The organism is Myroides fluvii (genome assembly GCF_009792295.1).
GTDB classification, from domain to species: Bacteria; Bacteroidota; Bacteroidia; order Flavobacteriales; family Flavobacteriaceae; genus Flavobacterium; species Flavobacterium fluvii_A.
Genome location: NZ_CP039934.1, coordinates 704,133 through 719,799, shown reverse-complemented (window position 1 = coordinate 719,799; position 15,667 = coordinate 704,133). Strand labels below are relative to the sequence as shown.

Sequence of the window (15,667 nt, the reverse complement as noted above, 5' to 3'; positions counted from 1 at the left end):
AGAGCAAGTGCTCTTTTTTTTATGACTATTATTCGTTTGCTGTAGTTGTAAATTCGTGAAAAAGCTTTTCTAAATTTTTATTTTTCGGTTGTAAAGAAAGCGTTTTTAAGCCTTGTTGTTGCGCAAAGTCATAAACCGTAGCGCGATAGTCTTGTCCCGAAGGGAAAACAAGTTCCCATTGGGTATCGTGAATGTGATTGGCTTTGATTAGATGTGGAATTCGATTGACAAATTCAATTTCTATCTTGAAATCAAATTCAACGGCAATAATTTGTTCTTCTTGGTTATCGAGTAATTCGTGTAAGAATTGATCTGCAACAATATGTCCTTTCTTAATGATGATGACGCGTTCGCAAATCGCTTCTACTTCTTGCATAATGTGCGTAGAAAGAAATACTGTTTTGTCCTTTCCAACCGCTTTGATTAATTCTCTAATTTCCACTAATTGATTGGGATCAAGTCCCGTTGTTGGTTCATCTAAGATCAATACCTCTGGATCGTGTAGTAAAGCTGTGGCAATTCCTACACGTTGGCGATAACCTTTGGATAGCTGACCAATCTTTTTGTGCGCCTCAGGTGTCAATCCCGTCAGGGCAATCACTTCATCTATGCGTTCTTTTTTCGTTTTGTAGATGGAAGCGTTGAACTGCAAATACTCTCTGACATACATATCCAAATACAGCGGATTGTGTTCTGGTAAATAACCAATCGATTGCTGTACTTTCTTTGCTTGTGTTGCTACGTTGTATTCGTTGACATAAGCAACTCCTTCGTCACTGTGAATAAAGGTAGTTAGTATTTTCATCAGCGTTGATTTTCCCGCTCCATTTGGTCCCAAGAAACCGACAATTTGCCCTTTGGGCACGGTAAAACTGATGGCGTTTAACGCTTGTTGTTCGCCGTAATATTTACTAATGTTTTCTACTTTAATTGACATATATACTGGAAGGTTAGTAAAAACAAATGTAGGTAAATTAATGAGAAAATCCGAAAGAGACGCTAAGAATGATAACCGCTATTACAATTAGGGTAATCACGACATATAGGCTGTCTTTTTCTAAGATAAAAGAAATTAACGATAGCAGTAAGCGCAGCACAGGAGTTAAAAACAAAAGCAAGATGCCCAAGAAAATAATCGACGCTCCGTTCCAATCCTTGACACCTTGGAAGATCGTGTTAAAAACAACAAATAGATTTTGGTCCTTTTCAACAAACGTAGAGAAAGAAACTACTTGCTCGGCGTCTTTTGCCAGCAAGATGATACCGCCAAGAAGGGTTACCGTTAACGCACTTAAGACGCCATAGCGCAACACATTGCCGATGATGCTTTGCAATTGATTATCTGTGAATTTAGTTGTACTCATTGGTTCTCGTTTTAAATTTTTCCTGTAATTCCGTTGTAAATCATGTTCAATGCAATAATGAAAATTAGAACAGCAAAGAACAATTTGAGTTTTTTGGTATTGGCTTTCATTAATATTTTAGCTCCAACCATAGAACCAAGGAGTACTCCAATAATGACAGGCATACAAAGGGTAGGTTCAATATAGCCTTTTTGAATGTAGATGACCGAACTGGCAATGGCCGTTACGCCCATCATGAAATTACTAGTTGTAGTTGATACTTTGAATGGAACTTTCATAATGGTATCCATAGCAATTACTTTAAAAGCACCCGAACCAATGCCCAATAATCCCGACATCATACCTGCAACGCCCATCATGCTAAATCCGCCGAGGATATTAGTCATGCTGTAGTGTGTTTTCTCGCCAGAGGCTGTTGGATAATGACCTGCTAGTTTGAGTTTCTTAGCTAGTATACTGCCTTGTTCTGGAAGGATGAGGTGGTCTTCTTTTTTGCGGATGGAATTCAAAGACGAGAATATTAAGGTAGCTCCAAAAATAATGGCGAGTAGAGAAGTAGGGGCGTTGGTTGAGAGCAGTGCACCAACTACGGCGCCAATGGTTGTTGCAATTTCCAGGAACATCCCCAATCGCATATTGGTAATTCCTTCGCGTACATAAGCAGATGCAGAGCCTGAAGAGGTTGCAATAACAGCTACTAGTGCTGTTCCAATGGCGTAGTGCATATCAACACCGAGGAAAACAGAAAGTAAAGGGATTATAATAATACCGCCTCCAAGTCCCGATAATGAGCCGATAAAACCAGCTGCAAAGGCTCCTAGAAATAGAATTAAGATAAAAGGTAATAATGACATTAAGGTTGAGTTTTTGATGAAAAGTAAATGTATTAATTATTATAAAAAACAAAGAATAAAAAGGACGTTATCTCGGTTTTGCCTTGTATCATTTTCGATTAAATCCCATTTTATAGAATATAACTCGTAAATTTGCATAAATGAAATTGTAAGAAATGAGTAAAGATTGGTTAACTGCTTTTCAAGGTCAGTCTCCTGCAATTATTGCAGGTCCCTGTAGTGCTGAAACACCAGAACAATTGTTGCAAATTGCTCACGCCTTGCCTAAAGAGGTGAAGGTATTTCGCGCGGGAATTTGGAAGCCACGAACAAAACCAGGAGGATTTGAGGGAGTAGGTGCTATTGGTTTGGAGTGGATGAGACAGGTAAAAGAAGAAACAGGATTGCTGTTAGCAACAGAAGTGGCTACTGCAGAACATGTCGAATTGTGTTTGCAAAACGATTTCGATATCTTGTGGATCGGTGCTCGTACCGCAGTGAATCCTTTTTCTGTACAAGAGATAGCAGATGCCTTGAGAGGAACGGATAAAATTGTCATGTTGAAAAATCCAATTAATCCTGATTTATCGTTGTGGATGGGCGGATTAGAACGCTTGGAAAAAGCAAATATCAGCAAGTTGGGATTGATCCATCGCGGATTTAGTACGTATGAGAAAACAAAATATAGAAATATTCCTGAATGGCAAATTCCGCTAGACATTAAATCAGAATTGCCGCATATTCCTATTTTTTGTGATCCTTCCCATATTACAGGACGACGCGATCGAATTTTAGCTGTATCTCAATTGGCTTTGGATTTGAATTTTGACGGGTTGATGATTGAAACGCATGGTAACCCTGACAAAGCATGGAGTGATGCTGCCCAGCAAGTGACGCCCGAACAATTGCAAACCATTGTTCAAACACTCAAGCTGCGCAATATTACGGATGATACGGAGGAATACTTACAGAAATTGCAAACCTATCGCATCCAAATTGACGATATGGATAGCAAAATATTAGATTTATTGAAAAAGAGAATGATGATTTCGGATGCCATTGGCTCTTTGAAACGCGAGCGAAACGTAGCTGTTTTTCAACAAGAACGATGGAATAGCATTGTAGAAAAAATGATGAAAGAAGGAGAACATTTGGGCTTTACCGATGCATTTATTCGAACGATTTATACCGCGATCCATCAAGAAAGTATTTACCGTCAGGATCAGGTAATTAATAGAAAAGACGATTAATAATAGTAGAGAATCACACAGAAGAGATAGACTAGGTGTTTTTCCACCTAGTCTCTTTTTTTTGGCTAGATTTTAAAATATATTTGCCTTATGAAAGGAACTGTTTATAAATCAACGGGAAGCTGGTATCTTGTAAAGGGAGAAGATGGGCTATTTTACAATTGTCGCATCAAGGGAAAGTTTCGTATTAAAGGTATTAAAAGTACGAATCCTATTGCTGTTGGAGATCATGTTACATTTGAGTTAGAAACAACCAATGATGCAACGACGGGAGTGATTAGTGAAATTGCACCTCGTATGAATTATATTGTGCGTAAATCGGTGAACTTGTCTAAACAATTGCATATCATTGCGTCGAATATTGATACGATGTTTTTGATTGTTACTATTGATAACCCCGTGACGACAACGAGCTTTATTGATCGCTTTTTAGTTACAGCAGAAGCGTATGGTATTAAAACTGTTTTAGTTTTTAATAAGATTGATACTTATTCAGAAGAAGCATTAGATGAACAATTGTACTTGCAATATATCTATACTCAAATAGGATATGAGTGTTTGCGAGTATCTGCATTGGAATCAAAGGGTTTAGAGGCTATTAAAGCGCGCATGCTCGGCAAAGTGTCGATGTTTTCAGGACATTCAGGGGTTGGGAAATCAACGTTGATTAATGCAATCGAACCAGGATTAAATCTGAAGACTGCCCAAATTTCAGAACAACATCAACAAGGGCAACATACTACTACGTTTGCTGAAATGTTTGATTTGACATTTGATGCAGCGATTATTGATACCCCAGGAATTAGAGGATTTGGTGTGGTCGATATGGAACCTCAGGAAGTAGGAGATTATTTTCCTGAATTTTTTGCGCTAAAGGATAAGTGCAAATTCAATAATTGTTTGCATCGAGAAGAACCCCATTGTGCCGTAAAAGAGGCGTTAGATAACGATGAATTGGCTTGGTCTCGCTACAAAACCTATATTCAAATTCTAGATGGAGAAGAAGAACATTATCGCACCGATATTTATAAAGACGGAAGAAACCAAGAGTAATAATAAGGTTGGGTATATCGAAAACAAAGGAGTTGTTTCAAGCGATGAAACAACTCCTTCTTTTTTTAAAAAAATAAAAATATTAAAAATTAGAAAAATAATAGGTATTGCCAAAACGATACGTGGCCATTTCTAATAACAATACATCTTTTACCTGTTGGGACAGTGTTGAATCTTCGAGTACTGCGGTTTCCATTTCTTTAGAATAAGCAGTAAAAAGAGCTTTATTATTGAGAGAGAGAAAGGTGCTTGTATATAATTTAGCAATGGGTTTGAAAAGCATTACGTCTGTTGGGTTTTTGAACAAATAGAGGTGTTCGTAATATGCATCACTTTCGTCATCCTCTACTTGATTGATTTTGTTCACTAGGTCAACTGCAATTTCTTTTTCATAGGAAGCATCTAACCCTAATTGCTTAGCTTCTTGATAGATTTTATCGTATAAAACTGCGGATACTTCACTTTGAGGAATTGTCAAAAGCGTTGAATCCTTGAGCACTTCATTAACTAATACATAATGATAATACCCCAAGTTATCCATAACATTGCGTTCAAAGGCTGCAGTTTTAATTTGTTGAATATCCGATAAAACTAAGGTTTGGTAAGGTTTTAAACCTGTAGCATCTTGCACCACCTTTTTTGAATTATCTCCAGATAATGCCTCTATTGCAGAGGCTGTAGCGCCAGCAAGCAAGGCTTCCTTCCAATCGCTATTTGTGCCGTGTTTGGCTACGTAGACTGCAACCGCCTTTGCATCAGCTGCCGCGATGTTCTTGAGCCAATTCCAAAAACTAGCCTTAGCTAGGCTTGGTTGTTCTTGCTGTTTTTGCAGATAGGTCGCTGTGATGCGTTCGTAAATACTACTTTCTGTATTTTGGGAGTCGCCTGCTGTTGTCTGAGGCTGATCGGAATTGCAAGAGGCAAAGAGTGTAAGTACACTGAAGATGATTATATATAACTTTTTCATGTTTGTAAATATTAAGTCAACCCTTTCGGATTGAGTAAATTAATTAATGCTAATTACGCCTAACACAAGGACAGTATAAAATCACTTTAAAAGAAATAATGTTTTATATGTTATGCTTAGTTGAAGAAAATAAAGAAATAGTATAGGCTATTTTTATTTACTGGATCAGGGGATTAATGCCGGCAATTAATCGTAAATACACCTCTAAATAGAATGTTACTTAAAGCGCAATCAAATAAAACAGCCAAATTGCAGACTATTTAATTTTTTTACTGAATTAGTTGTGATACATGTGTTTTTTAGCAAGTAACAATGTGTTTTTTTGCTTTAAATTTATTTTTTTATTTCAAGTGATGGAGTGAAATTAGAGTAAAAGCAGGGGGTTTTTAGTTAACTAATTGTTAAAATAAATAGGCTTATTCGAATTGTATATGAAATAGAAGTTCCTTGTTTTTTATGTGTAATCATACAACCAGAACGGTATGGCTTTCTTTTTCTTTTTCTTTTTTTGAGAGGGAAGAAATGGACGTCTTGAGCTGAGTGTAAATCCTCTTCAAAATAACAACATAAACAGAACTAGTTTTGTATTTTTGAAAATGAATAATAGTAAAGCCATTTAAATGAAGAACAAGATTGCATTAGTTGCCTTTGGTATTTTAGGTTGCATGGTTTGGGCGAAACAACCGTTGTATGCAAGTCCAAAAGAAAAGGATGTACGACAAACTACTCCTACTGCGATACAAGAACAAGCTGTTGCTGTGGTGCTGAACGAAGAAGGAATAGTTGACTACGAGTTTAGTGAAGAAAGTGGTTTTAAGATTAATCAAAAAGTAAAGCGCAGTATTCTGATTCAAACAGCGGAAGGAATTAGTCATGCGAGTTTACAAATTCCTTTTTATTCTGGGCGATATGCCAAAGAAACGGTCGTTATTGAATATTATAAAATCTATCGTTCAGTCAACGGAAGAGAAGAGGTTCTGGCTATTGAGGAGGCGACTAACACAAAAGTGGAGCAAGAGTTTTATCTCAAAGAGATCAAAGTCAACGATATTCGAGCAGGTGATCGCATTGAATATAGTTATACCAAAACCATAGACAATATCGACGTGATTCCAACGTGGTATTTTCAAGAAGATATACCCAAACTCAAAAGCAACTATACGGTTCGAATACCAGAGAACTTGACCTATTTTATTTCAAAGACGGGAAATTTACGTCTAAATGAAACCAAAGAGGTTACCCAAGATGCGCGAAATTTATCTTCATCAAAATGGGGAACTTCGTATCGATTCAAAGAGGCTATTCTTCAGTTTAGTGCCATCAATATTCCTGCTTTCCAATACGAGCCTTTCGCGAATAATGTTCAAAATAACATCAGTGGGATCCGCTTTGATTTAATTCAGTTTCAATATCCCATGAGTCCCTCTGTGGTAATTCCGCATGAGCCAGCTGCAGTAGCAAAAGAAATTTACAAAAGCAGAAATTTTGGCAGTGAGCTAGAGCTAGATGCATATTGGATAAAAGTACTGAAAGAATTTCCTGTAATACAGGGGAGTGAACGTGAAAAAGCGGAGCAGATGATTGCTTTTGTTCAGGATAAAATCAAGTGGAATAAACAGTATGGTTATCAAGCAGAAAAGGGCGTAAAGCGGGCGATGAAACAAGGAGAAGGAAATGGGGCGGATATTAACTTAGCGTTGATTGGAGCACTTGGAGCGGTTGGAATTCACGCAGAACCCCTTGTACTGAGTACGCAATCAAATGGCAAAGCTCCCTTGTTGTTCACTCGTTTTATCAATCACACCATCGTGGGACTAAAACTCGAAGATACGTTTTATGTTGTCGATGCAACGCTACCTAATACTGTATTAAATATACTTCCTTTTGAGGATTTAAATGGTGAGGGATGGCTGATTACAGCTAAATATGCAGTCAGTAAAGTAGATTTAACGCCTAAACAACTGTCTTTCCGACAAGAAGATTTTGTTTTACAACTGGACGAATCAGGACAGGCAGTAGGGCAGTTGAATAGCACATTAATGCGTTACGAAGCGTTGGCATTCCAAGAAAGATATGGCGAAAGCCCATTAAATAGAAGTAGAAGTGATATTGAAGCTCGTAGCCCACAATTATTCTTAAGCGATGGAAAAATAACGACAAAACCTGGAGAAGTTGAAGTGGCTTTTCACTTGCGAAAGTTTAACTTTGCCACTCTAGAGGAAGATGGGGAAATCATGAAATTTAATCCGATGGAGTTCTATCGCGATAAAGCAAATCCATTTGTTCGTGAAACCAGACAATCCGATATTGATTTTGTATATCCTTTTATGGATATCTATAAAGTGAATATTCAATTGCCAACGGGCTATAAAGTGAAGCAATTAGCGGCAAGTGGCGTTTTGACAAATAAATTAACAGGGATGAATATGACATATGAGGTAAAGGAAGTAGAGTCAAATCAAGTGCAAATTGGCTATACATTACGCGTGACAAACCCCATTATTGTGAAAGAATATTATAGCGAATTGCAATCCTTCTACCAGGAAGTCGACAGCAAAATGAACGAATTTATCCTGCTTGAAAAAAGAAACGAATTAGAAAATAATAGGAATTGAGAATAGTCATACAACGAGTAACAGAAGCCTCTGTTACAGTAGAAGGAACAACAATAGGTCGTATTGACATGGGACTATTGGTATTAGTCGGAATAGAAGAGGTAGACACGCAACAAGATATCGAATGGCTTTCGGGTAAGCTGGTGAATTTGCGCATCTTTGAGGATGAACAAGGTGTCATGAATAAATCGGTTCTCGATGTTGAAGGCGACGTATTAGTGGTGAGCCAGTTTACCTTACATGCTTCCACAAAAAAAGGCAATCGCCCTTCGTACATAAGAGCGGCAAAACCCGATTTTGCTATTCCGATGTATGAAGCTTTTATAGCTCAAGTTGAGCGTGATTTAAATAAAAAGGTACAAACGGGAAAATTTGGTGCAGCTATGAAGGTAGCTTTACTCAATGATGGACCTGTAACCATTTGTATAGACTCTCAAAATAAAGAATAATGAAAACTACCTTGATTAAATTTAGCCTATTTACGGTTATCTATATTTTGTTTTCGTGGTTTATTGCCACGGATTTTGTATGTGCCTTAAAGGGAGATCCACTGTGTATGCAGAATGTAGCGATTCGCTACGTGATTTTCATCGTGTTGATGGTTGTTTATGAAAAATGGGTAAAAAACAGATTGTTTAAAAAAAAGTAAAGTAGAATCAAATGAATATTAAAGACGCACAATTAGCTGTAGATACTTGGATTAAAGAACACGGTGTACGCTATTTTAACGAGCTAACCAATATGGCTCAATTGACCGAAGAGGTTGGAGAAGTTGCTCGAATTATCGCTCGTCGTTATGGAGAGCAATCGGAAAAAGAAAGTGATAAAAACAAAGACTTAGGTGAAGAATTAGCCGATGTAGTTTTTGTTGTTTTGTGTTTAGCTAACCAAACCGGGGTTAATCTACAAGAGGCATTTGACAAGAAAATGGATGTCAAAACCAAAAGAGATCACGATCGCCATCACAACAACGAGAAATTGAAATAACAATTAAATCATGCAGGTTCACTTACAAAAATCACCCTTAGAATCCGGACAAACGGTTGTTATTTCAGGAAGTAAATCCGAAAGTAATCGCTTGTTGTTGTTGCAAAAAATAATTCCGCAATTAGCGATTGAAAATTTAGCAGATTCCGATGATGTGGTGGCCATGCAAAAAGGTTTACTAACAACTCAAGGAACAGTAAACGTTCATCATGCCGGAACGGCGATGCGTTTTTTGACTGCTTATTTTGCGTTGTGTCAGGATCAAACCATAGTTTTGGAGGGTAGTGAACGCATGCACAACCGTCCTATTGCAATTTTAGTTGATGCGTTGCGCGACTTAGGCGCAGAGATTGCGTATATAGAGAAAGAAGGGTTTCCTCCTTTGAAAATCAAAGGAATACAAGCTGTTGGAGGAAGTATTTCAATCCCTGCGGGGATCAGCAGCCAGTATATTTCTGCTTTGCTGTTAGTTGGGGCACAGTTGAAAAATGGAGTAACGCTTGATTTGCTAGGAGAAATTACGTCGAGACCCTATATCGAAATGACATTGTCTCTACTTCGAGCATTAGGAGCAGCAACGTCTTTTGAAGGGCAAACAATTACCGTTCGACCTCCTGTTAAAATAAAACAAACTCATTTTACTGTTGAAGCGGATTGGTCCTCCGCCTCTTATTATTATTCACTTGTCGCTTTGTCTCCTCTTGGTACCACCCTGCGCCTTGGAAAATACAAGCAAGTTAGCTTACAAGGAGATTCACAATTGGTTGCTATTTATGCCAGATTAGGAGTGGAAACCGTGTTTGAAGCAGAAGATTATTTGCAATTAACTAAAGTAAAAGAGGTAGATGGACTTTTTGAAGCGGATTTTACAGCTACACCTGATATAGCACAAACGGTAGTGGTTACTTGTTTTGGATTGGGGATAGCTTGTCATATAACAGGATTGCATACACTGAAGATTAAGGAAACAGACCGTTTAGTCGCGATGCAAAATGAATTGGCTAAATTAGGAGGGCATCTCCATGTTACCGCAACGAGTTTGCATTTGTCTTCAGATCGAATTCAAATGACTGCAATCCCCGTGATCGATACGTATCAAGATCACCGCATGGCCATGGCGTTTGCACCACTTGTCGTGCAAATGGACCTCCTTGTGAATGAGGCTGAAGTTGTGAATAAGTCCTATCCTTCTTTTTGGGAGGACTTGAAAAAAACAGGTGTTCAAGCTGTTGAAATTAAGTTAGATATAAAAAAATAGTGCTAAAAACTTGACAACGCCTATCTCAAGGTTGTATATTTGTAAAACTTAAAAAGAATTGACTTCTTTTTATTGAACTAATTAAAATTGTTTTCAATGAAGTTATCAAACTTTAATTTTGATTTGCCTGAAACATTATTGGCAGAGTTTCCAGCTGAGAATAGAGATGAGGCTCGTCTAATGGTTATTGACCGTAAAACGGGTTCTATCGAGCATAAATTATTCAAAGATGTTGTAGATTATTTTGGAGAAGGGGATGTCATGGTGTTAAACAATACGAAAGTATTTCCTGCACGTCTTTATGGGAATAAAGAAAAAACAGGTGCTAGAATCGAAGTTTTCTTATTGCGCGAATTGAACGAAGAACAACGTTTGTGGGATGTATTAGTAGATCCAGCGCGTAAGATTCGAATTGGAAATAAATTATACTTTGGAGAAGACGATTCATTAGTTGCTGAGGTAATTGACAATACTACATCTAGAGGTAGAACGTTGCGCTTTTTGTACGACGGTTCTTATGAAGAATTCAGAACTAAATTACAAGAGTTAGGCGAAACACCGATTCCAAAATACATCAACAGAGAAGTAGTTCCAGAAGATGCAGAGCGTTATCAAACGATTTATGCTAAAGAAGAAGGAGCTGTAGCTGCACCAACTGCTGGTTTGCACTTTTCTAAACACTTGATGAAGCGTTTAGAAATTAACGGAATTAAATTTGCTGAAATTACACTTCACATTGGATTAGGAACATTCAATCCAGTAGAAGTAGAAGATTTGTCAAAACACAAAATGGACTCTGAAGAATTCGTTGTGTCTCAAGAAGCTTGTGATGTTGTCAATGAAGCAAAAGACCTGAAACACAGAGTATGTGCTGTGGGTACAACTTGTATGAGAGCATTAGAAAGTTCGGTTTCTTCTAGTCAAACGCTAAATCCATATAGTGGATGGACCAATAAATTCATCTTCCCTCCTTATGATTTTAGTATCGCGGATTGTATGATTACCAATTTCCACATGCCGAAATCTACTTTATTAATGATGATTTCTGCTTTCTGTGGACATGATTTAATGATGAAAGCCTACAAAGAAGCAGTGGAAGAAGGATATAAATTCTATTCTTACGGAGATGCAATGTTGATTTTGTAAGATCAACTAGAAATAAGATATCAATAAAAAATCCCTTGCCTATCCCAGCAAGGGATTTTTTATATGTAGAAAACAGTAAAAATATTGATAAAAATTCTACTTTTACAAAAACCAAAATTATAAAACATGAAATTTGAGAATACGTTAGCTTTTGCTCAAAGTCTTGATGCGAAAGATACCTTGTCAAGCTATAGAAGTGAATTTAACTTTCCTAAAGTAAATGGAAAGCAAGTGATTTATTTTACGGGTAATTCGCTAGGACTTCAACCTAAAAGAGCGGTAGAATACGTAAATGAAGTGATGACAGATTGGGCGGAGTTAGCAGTAGAAGGACATTTTTATGCAGATAAACCGTGGTGGGATTACCACGAAAGATTTAGCGAGCCCTTGAGTAAAATTGTGGGAGCAAAGGCTTCTGAGGTTACGGTGATGAATACCCTAACAGTAAACTTGCACCTATTAATGGCTACCTTTTACAAGCCTTCAGGAAAACGCGTGAAGATTTTATGTGAAGAAAAAGCCTTTCCTAGTGATCAATATTTAATTCAAACACAAGTAAAGTGGCACGGATTAGATCCAAAAGATATCATTGTTGAGGTAAAGCGCAGACCCGGTGAACACAACTTTAGATTGGAAGACATTTTAGCGAAGATTGAAGAAGTAGGAGATGAGTTAGCTTTAGTGTTAATGGGAGGTTTGAATTATTATACGGGACAAGTATTGGATATGAAAACCATCACAGCAAAAGCACATGAACAAGGGGCTTATGTAGGATGGGATTTAGCCCATGCTGCCGGAAATATCAATTTAGAATTACATAACTGGGATGCAGATTTTGCGGCTTGGTGTAGTTATAAATACATGAATTCAGGGCCTGGAAATGCTTCTGGGTGTTTTATTCACGAGAAACATCACGCAAATAAGGATCTAGTTCGCCTTGGAGGATGGTGGGGACACAACAAAGAAAGACGCTTTTTGATGGAGCCGAATTACGATCCAATTGAAAATGCGCACGGATGGCAAATCAGTAACTTACCGATCTTGTCTTTGGCACCCTATTTAGCTTCAGTAGAGCTATTTGCCGAAGTGGGAATGGATAAATTAATCGAGAAAAGAAATGTAATCACCGCTTATTTAGCATTTATTATCAATGCTATTGGTGCTGAAGTAGGAGGTAGTTTTGAGATTATTACTCCAATGGCGCAAGAGGAACGTGCAAGTCAATTGTCTATTTTATTGCATGGAGAAGGACGTGCCCTGTTTACTTACTTAATGGAAGCGGGTGTTATTGTCGATTGGAGAGAGCCAAACGTGATCCGTTTAGCGCCAGTGCCTTTGTATACTAGCTTTGAAGATATGTACCAATTTGGGCAAATCTTAAAAGAAGGGATTCTAAGCCAAAAATAATTTTGATAGTACAACAGTGATTTAATTCCTAAATTTGCAGCGAAAAATAACAGCTTAATATATGTCAACAAAGCAACAAAAAATAGAGACTTTTGATCCGTCTCAACCAGGGTTAGCTGATGCAACAATCTATGGTTTGCCTTTTACAGCAGAAGAAAGTGAAATTATTGTAGTTCCCGTTCCTTGGGAAGTAACCGTAAGTTATGGCGCAGGAGCATCAGAAGGACCAGAAGCAATTTTAGAAGCTTCATACCAAGTAGATTTGTTACATCAAAATTACCCTGAATTGTGGAAGTTGGGAATCTATTTTGATGAAGCACCTGCGCATTGGCAAGAACAAAGTGCCACGTATAAAACGTTGGCTCAACCGATTATTGAGGCCCTAGAAAATGGAGAAGATCTAGCAGATCATCCTGCTTTACAAGAGAGCTTGAATACCATCAACCAAGTGTGTGAAACTTTACACAAAGAAGTGGAAGCCAAGGTTGCGGATTGGATGAGCAAAGGAAAACGCGTAGTTTTATTAGGAGGAGATCACAGTACCCCTTTTGGATACTATAATGCAGTAGCGAAACACCATGATTCTTTTGGTATTTTGCACTTTGATGCACACATGGATCTAAGAGATGCATATGAAGGATTTACGTATTCTCACGCTTCTATTATGTTTAATACGTTGAAATTGCCTCAAGTGCAAAAAATTGTTCAAGTGGGAATTCGCGATTTCTGTGAACAAGAAGTAGACGTGGTAAAAACTTCAGGTCGAGTATTGGTACACACCGATGTAGATTTGAAAAAAGACGAATTTGAAGGCATGAGCTGGCAAGTGAAATGTGATCAAATTATCGCTTCTTTGCCGCAAAAAGTGGTCATCAGTTTTGATATTGATGCTTTATTGCCTTGGTATTGTCCAAATACAGGCACACCCGTGCCAGGAGGATTGACTTTTGAGCAAGCAACTTATTTAATCACTAGACTTTCAGAAACCAATAAGGAAATTATTGGAATGGATTTGGTAGAAGTTGCACCAGGAGAAGATGATTGGGATGGAAACGTAGGAGCGAGACTCTTATTTCATATGTGTGGAGCATTCGCAAAATCACAAGGATTAGCAGTAGGAAAGGAATTAACATTTGAGAAATAAAAAAATAATCCCTTTTAAAAGGGATTATTTTTTTTGATTTTCCTTGAGAAAGAAATTGACTAAGGTTAAAATGATGGCTAATGTCAACATACTATAGACAAATAAACCATCAAAATAAAAGATAAACTGACAGATGTACCAACAACCAGTCAGTAAAATCACGATAATCCAAATTAAATGTTTCATTGCTGTTAAGAGTGTGGATTAAAAGTAGTCGATAATACGTAGAGCTAAAAACACTATTCAAATATTAATTAGGTAATTATTTTAAAGATTCAAATATTGAAAAGGAATATGGGGAAAAGTATTGCAATTGTAGGAAGTGGATTGGTAGGAACTGTGTTGGCTATTGCATTAAAACAACAGGGACATCAGGTTTTTGTTTATGAAAAAGGAGATGATATTCGCACCATTGATTTTTCAGGACGCTCGATTAATTTAGCGCTTTCCGAACGCGGATGGAAGATGTTGAAACGCGTTGGATTAGAAGACAAGGTTCGACAGTTTGGAATTCCAATGTATCAACGCGCGATTCACCATGTTGATAAAGAAGAAAAACAACCCTATGGAATCCATGGAGAAGCAATTTGGGCCGTTTCACGTGGAGGTTTGAATAAAAAACTCGTGGAATGGGCAGAAGAAGTAGGGGTGCAATTTGTTTTTAATACGCCAATTTGGAGTCTTGATGTCAAAACAGGTATGCTTTATACAAGTGAATACGAGCATGAAGAATGGAAGGCGATTCAACACGATGTAATTTTCGGTGCAGATGGAGCCTATTCAAAAGTGAGAAGCCGCTTGCAAAGACGCAGTAGATTCGAATACCAACAAGCATATTTGCCCATTGCGTATAAAGAACTTGTCATTCCTGCCAAAGAAAAAGGCGTTTTTCCTATAGATGAAAATTCGTTTCATATTTGGCCGAGAAAAGATTTTATGCTAATTGCACTACCTAATATGGATGGCTCTTTTACTTGTACTCTTTTTATGCCTTATGAAGGTAAGGTCTCTTTTGAAGCAATTCAATCTGATGAAGCGATTCAACACTTTTTTAAAACCTATTTTCCTGATGCATTGCAGTTAATGCCGGATTTGTTGAAATTATATCGAAACAACCCCGTAAATTCACTTGTTACCACCAGGTGTTTTCCGTGGGTATACAAGGATAAAGTAGCCTTGATAGGAGATGCCGCTCATGCTGTAGTTCCATTTTATGGACAAGGGCTCAATGCAGGCTTAGAAGATGTGGATGTTTTATTGGATTGTTTACTAGAACATGATGCGAATTGGACGGATGCGTTGGATGCGTATCAACATTCTCGCAAAGTGAATGCCGATGCTATTGCAGAATTGTCGTATCGCAACTTTAGAGAAATGAGTGAACTCACGGCAAACCCCTTGTTTTTGCTGCGCAAGAAAATAGAGAGTAAGTTTGCTAAAAAATATCCTGATTTGTGGTTGCCTTTATATGATCGTGTAACCTTTAGTCAAGGAAGCTACCAAGAGGCTTTAGCCATTGGAGACCAACAAGCAGCAATTATGGATGTGATTATGGCGATGAATGAAATCGAAACACGCTGGGATAGCAGTGAAATTGAAGAAAAATTAAAACAGTTGATAAACGAAAATAGAGGATCTTAATC

General features: G+C 37.7%; 16 protein-coding genes. 11 read left to right on the top strand and 5 right to left on the bottom strand.

Annotated elements, in window-relative coordinates; translation table 11 throughout:
• Positions 1 to 28: 28 nt before the first annotated feature.
• From gldA to FBR08_RS03400, 3 genes are read right to left on the bottom strand one after another with little or no spacing between them, the layout of a single operon-like run.
• Positions 29 to 937 (bottom strand): gliding motility-associated ABC transporter ATP-binding subunit GldA, encoded by a 909-nt coding sequence (gene gldA / locus FBR08_RS03410; RefSeq protein ID WP_158961421.1) that lies wholly within the window; start codon positions 935 to 937, stop codon positions 29 to 31.
• Positions 938 to 974: 37 nt separating this feature from the next.
• On the bottom strand, positions 975 to 1,364 hold the full coding sequence (locus tag FBR08_RS03405; RefSeq protein WP_158961420.1) for a DUF1634 domain-containing protein: 390 nt from the start codon (positions 1,362 to 1,364) through the stop codon (positions 975 to 977).
• 11 nt (positions 1,365 to 1,375) lie between these two features.
• The gene (locus FBR08_RS03400) at positions 1,376 to 2,218 is read right to left on the bottom strand and encodes a sulfite exporter TauE/SafE family protein (RefSeq protein WP_158961419.1); all 843 of its coding nucleotides are present in this window, start codon (positions 2,216 to 2,218) and stop codon (positions 1,376 to 1,378) included.
• 155 nt (positions 2,219 to 2,373) lie between these two features.
• Here FBR08_RS03400 and FBR08_RS03395 point away from each other — a divergent pair, with 155 nt between their 5' ends.
• Together FBR08_RS03395 and rsgA are read left to right on the top strand one after the other, a co-directional pair.
• Positions 2,374 to 3,447 (top strand): chorismate mutase, encoded by a 1,074-nt coding sequence (locus FBR08_RS03395; RefSeq protein WP_158961418.1) that lies wholly within the window; start codon positions 2,374 to 2,376, stop codon positions 3,445 to 3,447.
• Between the two features lie 90 nt (positions 3,448 to 3,537).
• Entirely contained in the window at positions 3,538 to 4,500 is a 963-nt protein-coding gene (rsgA, locus tag FBR08_RS03390; RefSeq protein WP_158961417.1) for a ribosome small subunit-dependent GTPase A, read from the top strand.
• Between the two features lie 82 nt (positions 4,501 to 4,582).
• On the opposite strand, the gene FBR08_RS03385 is transcribed toward rsgA, so the two are convergent.
• Positions 4,583 to 5,467: a hypothetical protein gene (locus FBR08_RS03385; RefSeq protein ID WP_158961416.1), complete on the bottom strand. Its 885-nt coding sequence runs from the start codon at positions 5,465 to 5,467 to the stop codon at positions 4,583 to 4,585.
• Between the two features lie 620 nt (positions 5,468 to 6,087).
• Here FBR08_RS03385 and FBR08_RS03380 point away from each other — a divergent pair.
• The 8 genes from FBR08_RS03380 (at position 6,088) to FBR08_RS03345 (ending at position 14,024) form a co-directional block, all read left to right on the top strand.
• On the top strand, positions 6,088 to 8,082 hold the full coding sequence (locus FBR08_RS03380; RefSeq protein ID WP_158961415.1) for a DUF3857 domain-containing protein: 1,995 nt from the start codon (positions 6,088 to 6,090) through the stop codon (positions 8,080 to 8,082).
• A complete protein-coding gene (gene dtd / locus FBR08_RS03375) occupies positions 8,079 to 8,531 on the top strand; it encodes a D-aminoacyl-tRNA deacylase (RefSeq protein WP_158961414.1) in 453 nt (150 codons plus the stop codon). The genes FBR08_RS03380 and dtd overlap by 4 nt, the downstream gene beginning before the upstream one ends.
• The gene (locus tag FBR08_RS03370; RefSeq protein WP_158961413.1) at positions 8,531 to 8,731 is read left to right on the top strand and encodes a hypothetical protein; all 201 of its coding nucleotides are present in this window, start codon (positions 8,531 to 8,533) and stop codon (positions 8,729 to 8,731) included. Before dtd ends, FBR08_RS03370 begins: the two co-directional genes overlap by 1 nt.
• A gap of 11 nt (positions 8,732 to 8,742) precedes the next feature.
• A complete protein-coding gene (locus tag FBR08_RS03365; RefSeq protein ID WP_158961412.1) occupies positions 8,743 to 9,069 on the top strand; it encodes a nucleotide pyrophosphohydrolase in 327 nt (108 codons plus the stop codon).
• A gap of 10 nt (positions 9,070 to 9,079) precedes the next feature.
• The gene (locus FBR08_RS03360; RefSeq protein WP_158961411.1) at positions 9,080 to 10,327 is read left to right on the top strand and encodes a 3-phosphoshikimate 1-carboxyvinyltransferase; all 1,248 of its coding nucleotides are present in this window, start codon (positions 9,080 to 9,082) and stop codon (positions 10,325 to 10,327) included.
• Positions 10,328 to 10,423: 96 nt separating this feature from the next.
• On the top strand, positions 10,424 to 11,473 hold the full coding sequence (queA, locus tag FBR08_RS03355) for a tRNA preQ1(34) S-adenosylmethionine ribosyltransferase-isomerase QueA (protein ID WP_158961410.1): 1,050 nt from the start codon (positions 10,424 to 10,426) through the stop codon (positions 11,471 to 11,473).
• A gap of 126 nt (positions 11,474 to 11,599) precedes the next feature.
• The gene (gene kynU / locus FBR08_RS03350; RefSeq protein ID WP_158961409.1) at positions 11,600 to 12,880 is read left to right on the top strand and encodes a kynureninase; all 1,281 of its coding nucleotides are present in this window, start codon (positions 11,600 to 11,602) and stop codon (positions 12,878 to 12,880) included.
• A gap of 61 nt (positions 12,881 to 12,941) precedes the next feature.
• Positions 12,942 to 14,024, top strand: a complete 1,083-nt coding sequence (locus tag FBR08_RS03345; RefSeq protein WP_158961408.1) for an agmatinase family protein — start codon at positions 12,942 to 12,944, stop codon at positions 14,022 to 14,024.
• A 24-nt stretch (positions 14,025 to 14,048) separates the two neighbouring features.
• Here FBR08_RS03345 and FBR08_RS16735 read toward each other — a convergent pair whose 3' ends face one another.
• Positions 14,049 to 14,210: a hypothetical protein gene (locus tag FBR08_RS16735; protein WP_199268625.1), complete on the bottom strand. Its 162-nt coding sequence runs from the start codon at positions 14,208 to 14,210 to the stop codon at positions 14,049 to 14,051.
• Between the two features lie 108 nt (positions 14,211 to 14,318).
• Here FBR08_RS16735 and FBR08_RS03340 point away from each other — a divergent pair, with 108 nt between their 5' ends.
• Positions 14,319 to 15,665 (top strand): FAD-dependent oxidoreductase, encoded by a 1,347-nt coding sequence (locus FBR08_RS03340; RefSeq protein WP_158961407.1) that lies wholly within the window; start codon positions 14,319 to 14,321, stop codon positions 15,663 to 15,665.
• Positions 15,666 to 15,667: the final 2 nt, after the last annotated feature.